Annotated in this window: 15 protein-coding genes and 2 tRNA genes; 4 read left to right on the top strand and 13 right to left on the bottom strand. The window is 60.8% G+C overall.

Annotated elements, in window-relative coordinates; translation table 11 throughout:
• Positions 1-34 precede the first annotated feature (34 nt).
• Positions 35-826, top strand: a complete 792-nt coding sequence (locus MF4836_RS24585) for a response regulator transcription factor (protein ID WP_078472458.1) — start codon at positions 35-37, stop codon at positions 824-826.
• A 154-nt stretch (positions 827-980) separates the two neighbouring features.
• Here MF4836_RS24585 and MF4836_RS24580 read toward each other — a convergent pair.
• The 6 genes from MF4836_RS24580 to MF4836_RS24555 all read right to left on the bottom strand — a co-directional run bounded on the left by MF4836_RS24580 (position 981) and on the right by MF4836_RS24555 (position 6,596).
• Positions 981-1,057 (bottom strand) — tRNA-Met (locus MF4836_RS24580).
• An 85-nt stretch (positions 1,058-1,142) separates the two neighbouring features.
• Positions 1,143-2,600 carry an amidase gene (locus MF4836_RS24575; RefSeq protein ID WP_078472457.1) on the bottom strand — a complete coding sequence of 486 codons (1,458 nt, stop codon included), beginning with the start codon at positions 2,598-2,600 and terminating at the stop codon, positions 1,143-1,145.
• Between the two features lie 61 nt (positions 2,601-2,661).
• Positions 2,662-3,708 carry an ABC transporter substrate-binding protein gene (locus tag MF4836_RS24570; RefSeq protein ID WP_078472456.1) on the bottom strand — a complete coding sequence of 349 codons (1,047 nt, stop codon included), beginning with the start codon at positions 3,706-3,708 and terminating at the stop codon, positions 2,662-2,664.
• A 27-nt stretch (positions 3,709-3,735) separates the two neighbouring features.
• Positions 3,736-4,545 (bottom strand): ABC transporter permease, encoded by an 810-nt coding sequence (locus tag MF4836_RS24565; protein WP_078472455.1) that lies wholly within the window; start codon positions 4,543-4,545, stop codon positions 3,736-3,738.
• Positions 4,542-5,462: an ABC transporter permease gene (locus MF4836_RS24560; RefSeq protein WP_078472454.1), complete on the bottom strand. Its 921-nt coding sequence runs from the start codon at positions 5,460-5,462 to the stop codon at positions 4,542-4,544. The genes MF4836_RS24565 and MF4836_RS24560 overlap by 4 nt, the downstream gene beginning before the upstream one ends.
• Positions 5,463-5,477: 15 nt before the next feature.
• A complete protein-coding gene (locus MF4836_RS24555; protein WP_078472453.1) occupies positions 5,478-6,596 on the bottom strand; it encodes an ABC transporter ATP-binding protein in 1,119 nt (372 codons plus the stop codon).
• 248 nt (positions 6,597-6,844) lie between these two features.
• On the opposite strand from MF4836_RS24555, the gene MF4836_RS24550 reads away from it, so the two are divergent.
• Complete coding sequence (locus MF4836_RS24550; protein ID WP_078472452.1) at positions 6,845-7,753, top strand: LysR substrate-binding domain-containing protein; 909 nt, start codon at positions 6,845-6,847, stop codon at positions 7,751-7,753.
• A gap of 97 nt (positions 7,754-7,850) precedes the next feature.
• Here the strand turns inward: MF4836_RS24550 and MF4836_RS24545 are convergent, their stop codons facing one another.
• Entirely contained in the window at positions 7,851-9,908 is a 2,058-nt protein-coding gene (locus MF4836_RS24545) for a methyl-accepting chemotaxis protein (RefSeq protein WP_078472451.1), read from the bottom strand.
• Positions 9,909-10,239: 331 nt separating this feature from the next.
• On the opposite strand from MF4836_RS24545, the gene MF4836_RS24540 reads away from it, so the two are divergent.
• Positions 10,240-11,457, top strand: a complete 1,218-nt coding sequence (locus tag MF4836_RS24540; RefSeq protein ID WP_078472450.1) for an MFS transporter — start codon at positions 10,240-10,242, stop codon at positions 11,455-11,457.
• Between the two features lie 418 nt (positions 11,458-11,875).
• Positions 11,876-13,744, top strand: coding sequence for a TonB-dependent receptor domain-containing protein (locus tag MF4836_RS24535; protein ID WP_238596187.1), 1,869 nt, complete (start codon positions 11,876-11,878; stop codon positions 13,742-13,744).
• Between the two features lie 89 nt (positions 13,745-13,833).
• Here the strand turns inward: MF4836_RS24535 and ychF are convergent, their stop codons facing one another.
• The 6 genes from ychF to ispE all read right to left on the bottom strand — a co-directional run bounded on the left by ychF (position 13,834) and on the right by ispE (position 18,402).
• The gene (gene ychF / locus MF4836_RS24530) at positions 13,834-14,934 is read right to left on the bottom strand and encodes a redox-regulated ATPase YchF (RefSeq protein WP_020297648.1); all 1,101 of its coding nucleotides are present in this window, start codon (positions 14,932-14,934) and stop codon (positions 13,834-13,836) included.
• A gap of 22 nt (positions 14,935-14,956) precedes the next feature.
• Positions 14,957-15,541 (bottom strand): aminoacyl-tRNA hydrolase, encoded by a 585-nt coding sequence (gene pth / locus MF4836_RS24525; protein ID WP_078472449.1) that lies wholly within the window; start codon positions 15,539-15,541, stop codon positions 14,957-14,959.
• 169 nt (positions 15,542-15,710) lie between these two features.
• On the bottom strand, positions 15,711-16,310 hold the full coding sequence (locus MF4836_RS24520; RefSeq protein WP_020297646.1) for a 50S ribosomal protein L25/general stress protein Ctc: 600 nt from the start codon (positions 16,308-16,310) through the stop codon (positions 15,711-15,713).
• 141 nt (positions 16,311-16,451) lie between these two features.
• On the bottom strand, positions 16,452-17,393 hold the full coding sequence (locus tag MF4836_RS24515; protein WP_003208392.1) for a ribose-phosphate pyrophosphokinase: 942 nt from the start codon (positions 17,391-17,393) through the stop codon (positions 16,452-16,454).
• A 46-nt stretch (positions 17,394-17,439) separates the two neighbouring features.
• Positions 17,440-17,514 (bottom strand) — tRNA-Gln (locus MF4836_RS24510).
• 36 nt (positions 17,515-17,550) lie between these two features.
• Entirely contained in the window at positions 17,551-18,402 is an 852-nt protein-coding gene (gene ispE, locus MF4836_RS24505) for a 4-(cytidine 5'-diphospho)-2-C-methyl-D-erythritol kinase (protein ID WP_078472448.1), read from the bottom strand.
• Position 18,403 lies beyond the last annotated feature (1 nt).

The raw sequence follows: 18,403 nt of genomic DNA, 5'->3' as shown, positions 1-18,403 counted from the left end.
GACCCATGAATTCCTAACCCTAAAGGGGTAGACAATGTCACTCGACCTTCATGACCTGGTTTGGCACCGGTCGATTGGAAAGTTGATCATGCAGCTGGACCGTCCGGAGTTCTGGAGCTCGCTTATTTGCGTATTGAATGAGTATGTGAAGATAGATAATTGGGTGGTATTGATTTTCAGCGACCAGCAAGTTCAGGTCATTAGCCTGCCTGAAGTGGCCGATGCCGAAGAGGTGGATGCCTTTACCCATCGCTATGTAAAAGGTCTTTATTTGCTGGACCCCTTTTATATTGCCAATCGTGAAGATCCGCAGAGTGGCTTCTTTCATATGCTCGATATTGCGCCGGAGCATTTTCTGGAGACCGAGTATTATCATCAGTACTTTGCGCAATACATTTCCGTCGATGAAGCGCAGTACAATGTTCAACTCGATGCGGATAGAACATTGTGTGTTTCATTTGGCAGTACCGTTCGATTCACCCAAGAGCAAATCGCGACACTTGAAATCATCAAGCCCTGGGTAATTGCATTGATGTATCAGCGCATGTCGTTTGAAAACAGCCTGGAAAAAAACATCACCGAGCCCCCTCTGTGGTCGGACACCATTGCTCAGTTGGGTGCGCAAATAACGGCTCGGGAAAAGGATGTACTCAAGTTGTTGCTGAGTGGCTTCTCCAGCAAGGAGATAGCCGGCAAGCTTTCCCTGTCCACGGAAACCATAAAGGTTCATCGGCGTAATATTTACGCCAAGTTCAACATCAAGTCGCAGTCCGAACTCTTCGCGCGTTTTTTCATGCCGAAGCAAGAGGGGCACACCCTCAGTTGAGACTGGTGCCTTCAAGGGCAGGCGTCGTTCGCACTGCGGCATGCGGTGGCGTAGAGAGAGGCGGCCGGAAACTACAGGACCGTCTTCAGCAGCCGAGGGCTTTTCTCCAGGCATAAAAAAACGGCCTACCTTGCGGTAAGCCGTTTTTAGTACTTGGTGGCTACACAGGGACTTGAACCCCGGACCCCAGCATTATGAATGCTATGCTCTAACCAACTGAGCTATGTAGCCAAGTGGCGCGCATTATTCGCGGAGAACGACATTGCGTCAAGCCTTTTTGTAAGAAATTTATCTACGCTATCAACCGTTTATCCAATTACCCCCGACTCAGCAGTGGCGAAGGGCAGCGCTGGAACCAGCGGCTGGCCTGTTCGTAGGCGTGTGCCAGTTGCAGCACGGCGAAGTCAGCCTGGTGCCGGCCGATGATTTGCAGGCCCATGGGCAGCCCGTCGGCATTGAAGCCGGCCTGCACATTGGCTACCGGGCAGCCGCTCAGGGTGCCGGGGATGACCACTTCCATCCAGCGATGATAGGTGTCCATGGCCACGCCCTGGATGCTGCGTGGCCAGGGGATGGTTTTGTCGAACGGGAACACCTGGGCGCTGGGCAGCAGCAGAAAGTCGAAGCGCTCGAACAGTTGGCTGATGGCGCGGTACCAGTGGCTGCGGCTGACCGAAGCGGCGTACACCTGACTGGCGCTGAGGCTGAGGCCGTTTTCCACCTCCCAGCAGGCTTCGGGTTTGAGCTGGGCGCGTTTCAGCGGATCGGCGTAGGCCGCGCCCAGGGAGCCGGCCACCAGCCAGTGGCGCAGGGTGCGCCAGCTGTCCCACAGCTGCTCCGGGGCGAAGTTGACCTGGGCCGCCTCGACGCTGCAGCCCACGGCCTCGAAGTCGGCGAAGGTGGCTTGGCACAGTTCGAGGATGCCTGGTTCCATCGGCAGGTAGCCGTTGAAGTCACCCAGCCAGCCCAGGCGCGTGCCCCGCAGGTCGTGCTCCAGGGGCTCGGCAAACGCGGCTCCGGATTCGGCGATGGACAGCGGTGCCCGGGCATCAAAGCCGGCCTGTACCGACAGCAGCAGGGCGGCGTCACGCACGCTGCGGGCCATGGGGCCTTCATAGCCGAGCTGGTCGAAGAACAGATCGCTGCTGTCATCGAAAGGCACCCGGCCCTGGGACGGGCGAAAGCCGAAAACATTGTTGAACGCCGCCGGGTTGCGCAGCGAGCCCATCATGTCGCTGCCGTCGGCCACCGGCACCAGGTGCATGGCCAGTGCGGCGGCGGCACCACCGCTGCTGCCGCCGGCCGTCTTGCTCGGGTCGTAGGCGCAACCGGTGGCGCCGAACAGCGGGTTGTAGCTTTGTGAGCCGAGTCCGAATTCCGGGGTGTTGCTCTTGCCGATGATGATCGCCCCGGCTGCCTTGATCCGCTCGACCATGATGCCGTCGCGCTGCGGCACAAAATCTTCATACAGCGGTGAGCCCAGGGTGGTGCGAATACCGTGGGTCAGCGACAGGTCCTTGATCGCGTGGGGCAGGCCGTGCATCCAGCCGTGGTATTCGCCGCGCGCCAGCTCTGCGTCGCGCAGGTCAGCCTGGGCCAGCAGCGCCTGGGGCGGTTGCAGGCTAATCAGCGCATTCACCGCCGGGTTGAAGCGCTCGATATGGGCCAGGTAGGTCTGCATCACTTCGCGACAGGAAACCTGGCGCAGGCGGATGCGTTCGGCGAGTTCGTGGGCCTGCAGCAGGACCAGTTCGCTGATGGGGTTTGAAGTCATGGTGATGCTGCCTTGTAGACGACTTGAAGAAGGCGCCCCGCCGCAGCGGGGCGGTCGGGGGTCAACGCATCAGGTTGGTCCACAGGCGGTCGGCCAGGCGAATGGCGCCTTCGCCGCAGGTCTGGCTGAACACCACCTTGGTGCCCTCGGGAATATGCAGCTCGGGGGCATCCTTCAGGCCCGCGTCGAGGAAGGGTTCGACGCCCTTGATCGGGCTCTGGTGCTTGAGGAAGTTCTGGGTCATGGCCGCGTTCTCAGGCTGGCTGAGGAAGGCGATAAAGGCCCTGGCGTTCGCCGGGTTCTTGCTGCCCTTGGGGATGACCATGTTGTCGACCCAGGCCAGCACGCCTTCTTTCGGGTACAGGTACTTCAGGCTTGGTTTCATCTCCCGGGCGCGCATCGACGAGCCGCCCCAGAACATCGACATGTCGATTTCGCCGGCGGCCAGGTTCTCGCGGATGGAGCCGGCCTTGGAGCTGTAAGTCTTGACGAAGGGCTTCTGCGCCTTGAGCAGGGCCAGCACCTGTTGCAACTGCTTGGGGTCTTCGCTGCACAGCGGAATGTTCAGGTACAGGCTGGCCATGTCGATCACATCGCTGACCGAATCGAACATGTTGATCCGCCCCTGCAACTCGGCCGGCGGCTCATACAGCACCTTGTAGCTGTCGGCCGGGCCCGCGTAGCGCGTGCTGTCGAGCACCACGCTGGTGGTGCCCCAGATAAACGGCATCGAGTAGGCGCCGTCCGGGTCCCAGGTCGGCCGTTGCAGGTTGTCGACCACGCTGGCGTAGTAGGGCTGCTTGATCGGGTCGAAGCGCTCCAGCAACTGCTCCTTGATCAGGATCGGCACGAACTGGTGCGAGGGAATCGCCACGTCGTAGCCGGTGCCGCCTTGCTTGAGCTTGGCCAGCAGCGTCTCGTTGGAATCGTAGGAATCCACCGTGACTTCAATGCCGCTCTGTTTCTGAAACTTGGCGAGGATCTCCGGCGAAAAGTAGCCGCTCCAACTCACCACGTTGAGTTTCTCCGCAGCCTGAACGCTGCCGACCATGGTCAGTGGCAGTGTCAGTAACAACGAGGCGCCGAGGCCTGTAATCAACTTGCTCATGCTATTTCCCCACAGTGCTTGGAAGGTTCAGGTTTTCTTTTTGCCCAGCAGATAAGAGAGGCTGACGAACAGCACCGAGACGCCGAGGATCAGGGTCGAAACGGCGTTGACGTCGGGGGTCACCCCCATGCGTAACAGGCCGAAGATAAAGATCGGCAGGGTGGTGGTGCCGGCCTGGGAGACCATCATCGAGATCACGAAGTTATCCAGCGAGACGATGAAGGCCAGCATCAGCCCGGAGAAAATCCCCGGCATCAGCAGCGGCAGGGTGACCTTGCGAAAGGTGCGCCAGGGGCCGGCATAGAGGTCGGCAGCGGCCTGCTCCAGAGACAGGTCCATGTCATTGAGCCGGGCGCGGATCGGCAGGTAGGCGAACGGGATGCAGAACACCGTATGGGCGATGATCAGGTTGCCGTAGCCCAGGGACAGGCCGATGGTGGAAAACAGCGCCAGGGTGGCGACGCCGACCACGATTTCCGGCAGCACCAACGGCAGCATGATGGCGCCCATGGACAGTTGCAGGCCCTTGAACCTGGCGCCGCGCGAGGTGCCCAGCGCCGCGAGGGTGGCAATCGCGGTTGCGATGCTGCTGGCGCAGACGGCGATCAACAGGCTGTTGCCCGCCGCCTGGCGCAAGGCCTGGTTGGCGAAGGCGGCGCGGTACCAGTCGAGGCTGAAACCGCTCCACACCGTGGCCGACTGGTTGGCGTTGAAGGAGAACACCACCAGCACCACGATCGGCGCGTAGAGGTACAGGTAGAACAGGAAACTGAAGCCGCCAAAGCCGGGGAAGTCCTGCACGCCCAGGCCGTTTCGCTTGAATAGACGCAGCATCATGCACCCTCCCGGGCAACGCGCTGGCGCTGAGCGCGCAGGGCATACAGGGTCAGGACCAGCATCACCGCCGCCATCAGCACCAGCGACAACGCGGCACCGAACGGCCAGTTACGGGCGTCGCTGAACTGACGGAAGATCAGGTTGCCAAGCATCATCCGCGTACCGCCGCCCAACAGCTCCGGAGCAATCATCGCTCCAAGGCAGGGCACGAAGGTCAGGATTGCACCGGCGATAATTCCCGGCCTGGCAATCGGCAGCACCACCTTGCGCAAGGTGCGCAAGCGCCCGGCATACAGGTCCTGGGCAGCCTCCAGCAGGCGCGTGTCCATTTTCTCCAGGGTGGCGTAGATCGGCAGCACCACGAACGGCGCGTAGGTGTAGACCAGGCCCAGCAGCACCGCGCCGTCGGTGTAGAGCAGTTGCAGCGGCTGGTCGATCAGGCCCAGGCCGAGCAGGCTGTTGTTGATGACCCCGGTGTTACGCAGCAGCAGGATCCAGGCGTAGGTGCGGATCAGCAGGTTGGCCCAGAACGGCACCGTGATCAGGAAGATCAGCAGCCCGCGCCGCTGCACCGGCTGCATGGCCAGCCATACGGCCACCGGGAAACCGATCAGCAGGGTGATCAGGGTCGTCAGCCCGGCAATGCCGATCGAGCGCAGGGCGATGACCAGGTAGGAATCGGTGAAGGCCAGGCTGTCGTCCAGTTGCCGCTCGAACAGCAGCGAAGTGTAGGCATCGCTGCTCAGGACCTTGTTGACCCCACCGTAGGGGTTGGCCTCCATCAGCGAGTAACCGATGACGATCAGGATCGGCACCAGCAGAAACAGACCGATGGCGAGCAGCGCCGGGCTGACCCCGAGAAAACTGTGCAAGGCCCGGCGACGTTCCAGGTTGTGAGTGATCGGTGAAGCGTGCATGGCGAACCCTCGTGCTCAATCCAGCAGGACGCTGGCGCTGCCGCGGTCGAAGTGCAGGCCGGCGTCACTGCCTACGGCAAAACGCTGGCTGTGGTCGACGCTGTTGGGGGTGCGCACGGTGAGGCGCGACCCGTCGCTGAGGCTGACCTGGTATTGCAGGTCGGTGCCGAGGTAGATCTGCGCCTCGATGCGGCACGGCAGTGTGCCCTGGCTGGCTGCCGGCACCAGGTGCAGGCGTTCCGGGCGTACCGACAGGGCGACCGTGGCGCCGACCTGGACCTCGCTGCAGGGCTGGGCCGGCAGCGGATGCCCGGCCGGGCCGGCGAACCAGGCCAGGCCGGCCTCGACCCGGGTCACGGTGCCCTGGATAAAGTTGGTTTCGCCGATAAAGTCGGCGACAAACCGGTTGCGCGGTTGTTCGTAGATGTCTTGCGGACGGCCCACTTGCTGCACTTCGCCTTCCGACAGCACGGCAATGCGGTCGGACATGGTCAGGGCTTCTTCCTGATCATGGGTGACGAAGATAAAGGTGATGCCGGTCTTGGCCTGGATCGCCTTGAGCTCTTCGCGCATGGCCTGGCGTAGCTTGAGGTCGAGTGCCGACAGGGGTTCGTCCAGCAGCAGGACCTTGGGATGCGGCGCCAGCGCCCGGGCCAGGGCCACTCGTTGCTGCTGGCCGCCGGAGAGCTGGTTGGGACGGCGCCCGGCGAAGCGTTCCATCTGCACCAGGGCCAGCATTTCGCGAACCCGCTCGGCGATCTGCGCCTTGCTCAAGACCTTGCCCATGGGCTGCGACTCAAGGCCGAAGGCCAGGTTCTCGGCGATGCTCATGTGCGGGAATAGGGCGTAGTGCTGGAACACAGTGTTGACCGGGCGCTTGAACGGCGGGCGGTCGGCGATGTTTTCGCCATAGAGCAGGATCTCGCCCTGGGTCGGAAACTCGAACCCGGCAATCATCCGCAGGAGGGTGGTTTTACCGCAGCCGGAAGGGCCGAGGAGGGTGAAGAATTCGTTGTCGCGAATGTCCAGGTCGATGTTTTTCAAGGCCACCGGGCCGCTGTGCGGATCACCGTAGACTTTGCGCACCGAGCGGATAGACACAGCCAGCGTTTGCAGCGAATGCACAGCATTCATGCGTAACCTCCGATTCCCCCATCGCCTGCGAACGCCCGGAAAAGGGCGGTGGCGTCAGGCCATGGATTTTATTTTTCTGGGCAGGATCGAGATGTGTTTCAGGTCTTTTGCGAGCCGCTTTTCGGGCTCTTTAGGTGTTTTTTTTATTCTGCTGTTGCGCCGATTATCAGTGAGGGGTTGCGGGGGCGAAACTTCAATTTTAACATAGCAGCTGTTAAATAATTTAATAGCAGAGGGCGTGCCCGGCCATGGTTGAACAGCGTTTGCCACCGATGAATGCGGTGCGTGCCTTCGATGCGGCAGCGCGCCTTGGCAGCTATGTCGAGGCGTCCAAAGCCCTGCACGTGACCCAGCCTGCCATCGGCCGCCATGTGAAGCTGCTGGAGGAATGGCTGGGGGTGCAGCTGTTTGAACGTACCTCGCGCGGGGTGATCCTGACTGCCGCCGGGGAGACCTATCACCGCAAGGTTGCCCAGGCGCTGCAACTGATCATCGAAGCCGGCCAGGAGTTGCAGCCAGGGGATCGCGAGCGCTGGCTGCGGATCATGGTGGTGCCGGGGTTCGCCAAGCGCTGGCTGACTCCGAGGCTGGAAGCGTTGCGCCATGTGCGACCGGGATTAAAGTTCGCCATCGAGCCTAATTCGACCTTTACCGAGGTCGATGCCAAGCACTGTGACCTGGGGATCGCCTACGGCCTGGACGGGCAGTACCCCCAATCACGGGCGAGCCTGATTCGCCCTCGGGTGTTCCCGATCTGCACCCCGGGTTACCTGGCCAGCATCGAGCCGATCAGCAGCCCCACCGATTTGCTCAAGCACAACCTGATTCACTTCGATGACGGTGAGTGGTGGAACATGTGGTTCGCCGCCAATGGCCTGGACATCCACATCGGCTCCGACGTGCTCTATGTCAATAACGACCATGCCTTGTCCGTGGCGGAAAGCGGGCAGGGCATCGCCCTGGCCAATGAAGTGCTGGTGCGCGAAGAGCTCAAGGCCGGGACCCTGGTGCGGGCGCTGGAAGACCAGGTGCAGTTGGAGAGCTACCGCGTGCTGACGCCCAATGGGCAATGGTCGGCGGACGTGGCGTGGTTCACCCAGTGGTTGAAAACCGAGCTGGAGGCGGATTTTCCCGAGGCGCGGATAACGCAGGCGTAGCCGCTGCTTCAGGCCCTCAGAGCGCCGTAATTTACCTGACATTCCACGGTGTCCTATCGGGCCAGCGCAGCCTCGCGGCTCGGCAACGGCTACGGGCTTATGTCAGTTGAAAGCGCCCGGTATTGGCACTCAACGCGCGGCTGCCCTGGCTCAGGGTGTCGGCGGCGAGGTTGACGGCGCGGGCGCCTTCCAGCAGGCGTACGGCGGCCTGATCCACCTGCTGGATATTGCCGCTGACTTCATCGGCGGTGCAGGCCTGTTCCTCCACGGCGGTGGCGATGTGCGCCAGGGTGTCGGTGACGCTTTGCACGGCCTGGGCAATTTCCTCCAGTCGTTCGCCCAGGCCGGTGACCGCGTGCGCATCGCTCTGGGCCTGGCCGCAGGCGGCTTGCATCAGGCTCACCGCTTCATTGACGGTGCTGCGCAGGCTGTCTACGGTGCCGGCAATCTGCGCGGTCGACGACTGGGTGCGTTGCGACAGGCTGCGTACTTCATCGGCGACCACCGCAAACCCACGGCCTTGCTCCCCGGCCCGGGCGGCTTCGATGGCGGCATTCAGGGCCAGCAGATTGGTCTGTTCGGCGACGCCGCGAATGGTGTCCACCACCAGCTGGATCTGTTGCCCTTGCTCGCTGACCCGGCCCAGGGCCGCGGCGGTTTCATTGAGCCGTTGATTGAGCTGCTGGATGCTCGCGGTGGTGCGCTGGCTGTCACGACTGCTGTCGGCGGCAATGCGCTGGGTGTGCTGGGCGCTGCCGGAGGCCTGCTCGCAGCTCTGGGCCACGCCCTGGGACGTGGCGGCCAACTGGGTCGCGGCGGTGGCGATCTGGCTGATCTGCTGCTGTTGTGTTTCGACCTCGCCCAGGGCCCCGCTTGAGTGATCGTTAAGGCTGCGCACGGCATTGCTCAGTTGCAGGGTTTCATGGTCCACGCCCTGCAGGCTGCTGCGTAACTGCACCACCGCCACATTCAGCGCGGTACTGATGGCGGCCAGTTCGTCGCGCCCATGCACCGGCACTTGCAGGCACAGGTTGCCGTCACGCAGGGCCTCGGCCAGTTGGGTGATGCCGCTGGCGCTGCGGCGGATCGAGGCCTGCAGGCAGATAAACAGATACAGCGCCGCCAGCAGCAGCGCACCGAGCACCGTCGCCACCAGGATGAACTGGCGCACCGCTGCGCCCTGATAGTGTTCCAGGCGTTGGTCCAGGGAATTCAGCGAGTCCTGACGCAGGCTCGCCAGATTGCCCAGCAGGCCGTCCAGGCTGCGTTCGAAATCTTCCGGCTTGAGGTTGATGCTGCCGCCGAACACCCCGTCGTCCAGTACCTTGAGCCCGGCGTCGAGCTGCTTGAGGCTGTCGTGATAGTGCCCGGCCCAGGCTTGCAGTTCGCTGGGCAGGCGCGCTTCGAGCAGGCCGGCGGTCTTCACCAACTGGTCGCGGGCATCGCCGATACGGCTGCGCAGGTCGCGCAATTGCAGGCGGCTTTGCAGGGTGAACTGCCCGGAAACCACCGACGCCTGGCCGACGCTGGCCAGGCGCCCGACCCTTTCGATCAGGTCCGGCGCATGCTGGGTGGAGATCTGCGTCAGCAGGTAGGTTTCCAGCCAGGGGGCGAGGGTCAGGCGATTGTCCATGACGATCTGCTCGCGCAGCGCCTGCAGCGCACTCAAGGCGGCGGTGAAGCGATCGTAGCCGTCCGGCCACCAACCAACGCTGCTCAGACTCTTGGAGTCCAGGCCATTGAGCGACGCTTGCAAGGCCTGGAAACGGGCCAGGGTGTCGCCCGCGGCACCGGCGGTCTGCAGGGCGGCGCCGAGTTCGACCATGGCCTGGTCCAGCGCCGGTTGCACGCCATCAAAGGCGGCCATGGCGGCCAGGGTTGCCGGGGTCGGTTGACGATTGGTTTCGGTGGCGCGCCAGCGGGCGGCGCGGTCGCGTTGCGCGGCCAACAGGTTGTCCAGGTTGTTGAGGGCCAGCAGCTGATGCACCCCGGTGCGCTCGCCGGCGATCAGGCTGAGCTTGTCGCGGTAGTCCTGGCCAATCATCCACAGGCTGACCAGCAGCGGCAGGATAAACAGCAGAAACAGCAGCTGGAATTTGCGGGCGAAACCGAAACGCCCGAGCAGCCGAATGCCTGGTGAAAGAAAAAGATGCATCCCGACAACTCCCCCGGGCACTACGCACCATTGGCGTGCGGTCAGGGCGGTGTGGCCCGTGACCCGTGCCCTCGTAAAAGGCCTCGAAAAGCTCGCCAGTGCAGCCGTTATCAGGCCGGCGCTGTGGCGATACTTCCCATTTTCCGTCCCCTTTGTAAGGGCGGCGGGTTGGAAGCAATCCCGGAGCAAGATTCAGACCATGGCGTTACGCTATCAGTGGCAGATGGTCAGGATAGGTACTTAGCAAGCTAAGGGGATGGCGTTGCTGCACCTAAAAATGGCACATTGGCGCACCTGCAAATGTGCATCCATTCGCTGTACGGAAACTCTCATGGCTATCAGCAACGTTCAGTCCGCCGCGACTTCGGCCCCCGCGTCGGCGCAAAGCAGTCCCCTAGTCATGCGCATCATCGGCGCGGTAGCGCTGGCGCACCTGATCAACGACCTGATTCAGGCCGTGCTGCCGTCGATCTACCCGATGCTCAAGCAAAGCTACGGCCTGACCTTTACCCAGGTTGGCCTGATCACCTTGGCCTTCCAGTTGACGGCGTCGTTGCTGCAACCCTGGGTCGGTTACTACACCGACCGTCATCCCAAACCCTACTTGCTGCCGATGGGCATGATCTGCACCCTGATCGGCATCCTGATGATGTCCCAGGTCGGCAGCTTCCCGTTGATTCTGCTGGCGTCGGCGCTGATCGGCATTGGCTCTTCGACCTTTCACCCGGAAGCATCGCGAGTGGCGCGGCTGGCTTCGGGCGGGCGCTTTGGCCTGGCACAGTCGACCTTCCAGGTCGGTGGCAATGCCGGCACCGCCTTCGGCCCATTACTGGCGGCGGCCATCATCATTCCCTATGGCCAGGGCAATGTGGCCTGGTTCGGCCTGTTTGCGGTGTTTGCCCTGGTGGTGCTGTATGCCATCAGCCGCTGGTACGCCAACCACCTGCGGCTGTTCAAACTCAAGCAAGGCCAGGCGGCTACCCACGGCTTGTCCAAAGCCCGGGTGCTGAGCGCGCTGGTGGTGCTGGGGCTGCTGGTGTTCTCCAAGTATTTCTACATGTCCAGCTTCACCAGTTATTTCACCTTCTACCTGATCGAGAAGTTCGACCTGTCGGTGGCCAGTTCGCAGCTGCATCTGTTCCTGTTCCTCGGCGCAGTAGCGGCGGGGACCTTCTTCGGCGGGCCGATCGGCGACAGGATCGGGCGCAAGGCGGTGATCTGGTTCTCGATCCTCGGGGTGGCGCCGTTCACCTTGATCCTGCCCCACGTCGATCTGTTCTGGACCAGCGTCCTCAGCGTGGTGATCGGCTTTATCCTGGCCTCGGCATTTTCGGCCATCGTGGTCTACGCCCAGGAACTGGTGCCGGGCAACGTCGGCATGATCGCCGGGGTGTTCTTCGGCCTGATGTTCGGTTTCGGTGGCATCGGCGCTGCGCTGCTGGGCTATGTGGCAGACGCGCACGGCATCGAATATGTGTACCGGTTGTGCGCGTATCTGCCGCTGTTCGGCATCTTGGCGATCTTCCTGCCGCGTAGCAAAAAAGCCTGATCGACCTCGGGCTTGCCCGCGATCCGTCAGTTGCGTTGCTGATCGACCGCGGGTAACTCAACTCCCCCCTCTCTCCAGCAATCGGCCCGCCAGTGCGGGCCGCAAGCGTTGCCGAGCGCTCTACGAGAAAGGTTTCAGGTTCTTTCTGTTTCTAAATGATATTCATTTGCATTACACTCGCGCCTTCCTCAGTGCACCGTAACAGTGCATTGAATCGACAAGGACCGTTTTTAATGCGACCTACCCCCTGCCTTTTCAACTCACTTTTCCTCACCGCCGGCGTCATGCTGGCCGCTCCGACGCTGCATGCCGAGGAGGTTGTCGAGAACAGCTCCCCGGCGGTTACCGAACTCGACACCTCATTTGTGACCGCCACGGCGCGGCGACCGATATCCGGGACGCCCCTGCCAGTGTCAGTGTGATTTCTCGCGAAGAGATCGAGCGCCAACCGGTGTACGACCTCAACACCCTGCTGCGCCGCGTCCCCGGTGTGACCGGCGGCTTCGGCCCGGTGGGCGAGCAATCGAAGATCAAACTGCGCGGCCTGGATGACAAGTACACCTTGATCCTGGTGGACGGCAAACGCGTCGGCAGTTCGGCCGACACCAGTTACCGCCGCGACCTGGCGCGCCAGGACCTGAACTGGATCGCGCCGAGCATGATCGAGCGCATCGAGATCGTGCGTGGGCCGATGTCTTCGCTGTACGGTTCAGACGCCATGGGCGGGGTGATCAATATCATCACGCGCAAGGTATCCAAGACCTGGAGCGGCTCGGCCAGCACCAACATCACCGTGCCCAAGGATTCGGATCGCGGCCAGACCACCCAGAACAGCCTCAACCTGGCCGGCCCGTTGACCGACTCTCTGGGCCTGCGCCTGGGGGCCAACGTGACTCGCCGCGCTGCCGACGAAGTCGAGCCTCGGCGCGATGCCGCCGGCGACTACATGTATGGCGACGGTGCCGGGGGTTCCAAGGACCACAGCGTGAACGCCTTGCTCGACTGGAAAATCAACGACGAGCAGAGCCTGTCCCTGGAAGCGGTGCACGGTGTCGAGCGCTCATGGTCATCGAAAAAGACCTTCGGCGATTACGGCGAAACCATCGGCGAAGGCTTCGGTGCCGGGCGCCTGATCCGCGACAGTTATGTGCTGTCCCACACCGGTGACTGGAGTTTCGGCAGCACGAAACTGGATGCCTACTTGAACAAATTCAAGAACGACATCGAGTGGGGTAAAGCCAACTCCGAAGAAAAAATCGTTGAAGGCAGCCTCAATCTGCCGTTTGAGTGGCTGGTCAATCAGAGCCTGACCCTGGGCGGTCAATGGAAGCGCGAAGAACTGACCAACAGCAACACCCTCGGCACCGTGCCGGTTGACTACCAGGGCAATCCAGTCAACGGCTCCAGCTTGAAGGCCGACTACTCGGCGGCGTTTATCGAGGATGAACTGTTCCTGCTCGACAACCTGTCCCTGACCCTGGGCAACCGCTTCGACCACAGCGACGAATACGGTAACCACAACAGCCCACGGGCCTATCTGGTCTATCACCCGCATCCCGACTGGACCGTGCGGGGCGGTATCTCCAAGGGCTTTCGCGCGCCCAGCCTGAAAGAGGGCAGTGCGGGCGCGGCGACGGAGTCCGGGGGCCGTGGCTGTGGCTCCCTGGTGGTCCTGGGGTACGGCTCCGGCAGTTGCTGGATGGCTGGCAACCCGAACCTGACGCCGGAGACCAGCACCAACAAGGAAGTCGGTGTGTCCTTCGATCACGGTGGCTGGGAAGCCGGCTTGACCTACTTCCACACCGACTTCACCGACAAGATCGAATACGCCGCACTGGGCGAGTACCAGGGACGCTGGTGGACCATGCTGGAAAACGTCGACAAGGCGCGTACCCGTGGCTGGGAAGGCACGACGCGGGTGCCATTGGGTGACTCCGTGGACTGGCGCACCAACGCCACCTACATGCTGGAGAGCCGAAACCTGTCCACCGGTGAAGACTTGATCAGCTCACCCAAGCTGTCGCTGTTCAGCGCCATCAACTGGCAGGTCAATGATCAGCTCAACACCGAACTGTCGGCGCAGCATGTCGGCAAGCAGCGGGGGATTGGTGATGATTTCACCCAGTCGTACACCACCTACGACCTGACGGCGAACCTGGCGCTGACCAAGTGGTTGAGCCTGAATGCCGGGGTGCAAAACCTGCTGGATGAAGATCCACGGGATGGGGCGACGAATTTCTATGTGCCCGGACGGGTGTTTTTTGCGGGGGCTACAACTTACTTCTGAGGCCGCAGTGCATGCCGCGATGGCATGACACAGGCCGTGCAACACCGGGCTATTGCGGCAAGTGCTTTGCCGCAATAGCCCGCAGGTGCTTAGACGTTAAAGCGGAAGTGCATCACGTCGCCGTCCTTGACCACGTATTCCTTGCCTTCCAGGCGCCATTTACCGGCTTCCTTGGCACCGGCTTCACCCTTGAACTGGATGAAGTCGTTGTAGGCGATGACTTCGGCGCGGATAAAGCCTTTTTCGAAGTCGGTGTGGATCACGCCAGCGGCTTGTGGCGCGGTGGCGCCGACCTTGACGGTCCAGGCGCGGACTTCTTCGACACCGGCGGTGAAGTAGGTCTGCAGGTGCAGCATTTCGTAGCCTGCGCGGATCACGCGGTTCAGGCCAGGTTCTTCCAGGCCCAGGGCTTCGAGGAACATGTCTTTCTCTTCGCCGTCTTCGAGCTCGGCGATCTCGGCTTCGATCTTGTTGCAGACCGGCACCACCATGGCGCCTTCTTCTTCGGCAATGGCCAGGACGACGTCGAGCAGCGGGTTGTTCTCGAAACCGTCTTCAGCGACGTTGGCGATGTACATGACCGGCTTGGTGGTCAGCAGGTGGAAGCCACGAATCACCGCTTTCTCATCGGTGCTCATGTTCTTCATCAGGCTGCGCGCAGGCTTGCCTTCGGTGAAGTGTGCGATCAGCTGTTCCAGCAGGGCCTTCTGGACCACGGCGTCCTTGTCACCACCCTTGGCGTTGCGGGTGACTTTCTGCAGTTGTTTCTCGCAGCTGTCGAGGTCGGCGAAGATCAGTTCCAGGTCGATGATTTCGATGTCGCGCTTGGGGTCGACGCTGTTGGAGACGTGAATCACGTTCTCGTCTTCGAAGCAGCGGACCACGTGGGCGATGGCATCGGTTTCACGGATGTTGGCCAGGAACTTGTTGCCCAGGCCTTCACCTTTCGAGGCGCCGGCCACCAGGCCTGCGATGTCGACGAATTCCATGGTGGTCGGCAGGATGCGCTTTGGATTGACAATGGCTGCCAGGGCTTCCAGGCGCTTGTCCGGCATCGGCACGATACCGGTGTTCGGCTCGATGGTGCAGAAGGGGAAGTTCTCGGCCGCGATCCCGGATTTGGTCAGGGCGTTGAACAGGGTGGACTTGCCGACGTTAGGTAGGCCGACGATGCCGCAATTGAATCCCATGGTGTTTCCCCTTGGATAAGAGTCAGGCCTTCTGGCTGTGCAGGTTTTTCATCGCGCGGTTCCATTCACCGGCGAGGATATCCGGCAGCACGCCGAGGGCAAAGTCGATGCTGGCATCGAGTTTTTCCTGTTCGGCGCGTGGCGCACGACCCAGGACGAAATTTGAAACCATACTGGCAACGCCCGGGTGGCCAATGCCAAGCCGCAGGCGGTGAAAGGTATTCTGATTGCCCAGCTGCGCGATGATGTCGCGCAGCCCGTTGTGACCGCCATGGCCGCCGCCCTGCTTGAGCTTGGCGACGCCGGGTGGCAGGTCGAGTTCGTCGTGGGCCACCAGGATTTCTTCAGGCGTGATGCGGAAGAAACCGGCAAGTGCCGCCACGGCCTGGCCGCTGCGGTTCATGTAGGTGGTGGGAATCAACAGGCGAACATCCTGACCCTGATGCGAATAACGCCCGGTCAGGCCGAAATATTTGCGATCGGCCACAAGGTTGACCCCTTGCTTTTCGGCGATGCGCTCAACAAAAAGGGCCCCTGCGTTATGCCGGGTCTGTTCGTATTCAGCGCCTGGATTACCCAGGCCAACGATCAGTTTGATGGCAGTCACGATAGGGGCCCTTCCTTGGAGTGGTGGATAACATCGCAGCAACCGGGTGTTGCGGCGAAAGTGGACGACAAGTGCTCATTTACCATTATGTAAACTCCGCGTTACCGCCCGCTTTCTCGCTACGTTCCAGTCCGCGATGTTTCCTGGTCACTCCGGCATTGCAGAGTAATTACTCTGCAGCGCCTTCTTCAGCTTCTGGAGCAACACGTGGAGCGTGAACGTTGGCAACAGCCTTGTCATCGCCGTGTGCCAGAGCAACAAACTCAACGCCTTTAGGGGCTTTGAGGTCAGACAGGTGAATGATCGCGCCGATTTCGGCGTTAGCCAGATCGACTTCGATGAATTCAGGCAGGTCTTTTGGCAGGCAGGTCACTTCGATTTCAGAAACAACGTGCGAAACTTCGCCGCCTTTCTTGATCGGAGCTTCTTCGCCAACAAAGTGTACAGGCACGATAGCGGTCAGTTTCTGGCCAGCTACAACGCGTACGAAGTCAGCGTGCATCACGTGGCCTTTGGCCGGGTGACGCTGCAGAGCTTTGATGATTACGTTTTGCTTGGTGCCGCCAACGTTCAGCTCGATGATGTGGCTGTAAGCCGCTTCGTTTTCGAGCAGTTTGGCAACTTCTTTAGCCAGCATGCTGATGGATTCAGGGGCTTTTTCGCCACCGTAAACTACAGCTGGAACCAGGCTTGCGAGACGACGCAGGCGGCGGCTCGCACCTTTCCCCAGGTCGGAACGCACTTCAGCATTCAGAGTAAAATCGTTCATGTTGTATCTCCAAAATAACCACATTCGCCCCAGCGTTTGCGACCAGCGCTAAAGGCGATATGGGCAAAAAAGCCCCGCCCCGACAGGAATGCCGGGGCGGGGCGCTTTTCGTCAGAACAATGTTCGAGAAGGGCAGGGCCCTTAGCGGAACATCGCGCTGATCGATTCTTCATTGCTGATGCGGCGAACCGCCTCGGCAACTACCGGCGCGATATCCAGTTGACGGATACGCGAGCAGGCTTGAGCAGCTGCGGACAACGGGATGGTGTTAGTCACCACCAGTTCGTCCAGCATGGAATTTTCGATGTTTTCGATCGCCCGACCCGACAGTACCGGGTGCGTGCAATAAGCGAAAACCTTGGCTGCGCCATGCTCTTTCAAGGCCTTGGCCGCGTGGCACAGAGTGCCGGCGGTATCGACCATGTCATCGACCAGAATACAGGTACGCCCTTCGACATCACCGATGATATGCATCACTTCAGAGTGATTGGCTTTCTCACGGCGTTTGTCGATGATCCCGAGATCCACGCCCAGGGATTTGGCAACAGCCCGTGCACGCACGACGCCACCAATGTCCGGGGACACGATCATCAGGTTTTCGAAGCGCTGATCTTCGATGTCATCCACCAAGACGGGGGAGCCGTAGATGTTATCTACCGGAATATCGAAGAAACCCTGGATTTGGTCAGCATGCAGATCAACCGTGAGAACACGATCGATGCCGACTACGGTAAGCATGTCAGCCACGACTTTCGCGCTGATAGCCACACGTGCGGAACGCGGACGGCGATCCTGACGGGCATAACCAAAGTAAGGAATAACAGCAGTGATACGAGTAGCCGAGGAGCGGCGGAAGGCATCAGCCATCACTACCAGTTCCATCAGGTTATCGTTGGTCGGAGCGCAAGTCGGCTGAATAATGAAGACATCTTTACCGCGGACGTTTTCATTGATCTCTGCAGTAATTTCGCCGTCGGAAAACTTGCCGACAGAGATGTCACCGAGAGGGATATGCAGCTGACGTACAACACGCCGAGCCAGATCGGGGTTAGCGTTCCCCGTAAAGACCATCATCTTGGACACGCGCAGTACCTGAAGGCTGAGGGTAACCTGGATGAGTATAGGAAAATGGCAGGGGCGGCTGGATTCGAACCAACGCATGGCAGGATCAAAACCTGCTGCCTTACCGCTTGGCGACGCCCCTGTATCTGTTGCATCGAGTGCCTGGCACTCGGTTCCTTTAGAGCAGATTTTGCAGCTTGCGATGCAACATCGAAACGTTGCTTCCTTTTGCTACAAACCCTGTAAGGGTCTCTGTAAGAAGGGCCGAGACTTTATCAGCTTCAGCTTTGCTTGGGAAGCCCCCAAACACACAACTTCCAGTTCCGGTGAGTTTTGCTTCGGTAAAATTACCTAACAAATTCAATGCGTTACGTACTTCTGGATAACGCCTTGCTACCACCGGCAAGCAGTCATTTCGACTGTTTCCCTTGGGAACGGGGCGCACTTTAATGGGCGCGGAGTTACGTGTCAACAGCGGATCTGAAAAAATTTCTACTGTACTTACAGAGACTTGCGGTACAAGCACCAGGTACCACGGTTCTTCGGGTTCTACAGGGGTCAGTTTTTCGCCGACGCCTTCGGCAAAAGCCGCATGGCCGCGCACGAATACCGGGACGTCGGCGCCCAGTGTCAGGCCCAGGCTGGCCAGGCGATCTTCATCCCAACCCAGCTGCCACAAGTGATTCAGTCCGAGCAAAGTGGTCGCCGCATTCGAGCTGCCGCCGCCGATACCGCCGCCCATCGGCAGGACCTTTTCGATCCAGATGTCGATCCCCAGCGGGCATGCCGATTGTTCCTGGAGTTTTTTTGCGGCTTTCACGATCAGGTTGCTGTCGTGGGGCACATCGGCGAATTCGGTGTGCAGGCGGATCACGCCGTCATCGCGCACGGCGAAAGTGATTTCATCGCCGTAGTCGAGGAACTGAAAAATGGTCTGCAGTTCGTGGTAGCCGTCTTCCCGGCGACCCAGAATGTGCAGCATCAGGTTGAGTTTGGCCGGGGAGGGCAGGGTCAGTCGCTGTGCGGTCATC

The sequence above is a fragment of the Pseudomonas sp. MF4836 genome (genome assembly GCF_002018875.1).
Classification (GTDB): domain Bacteria; phylum Pseudomonadota; class Gammaproteobacteria; order Pseudomonadales; family Pseudomonadaceae; genus Aquipseudomonas.
Note: the sequence above shows the minus strand (reverse complement) of the source record. Positions and strands in the feature narration are given on the sequence as shown.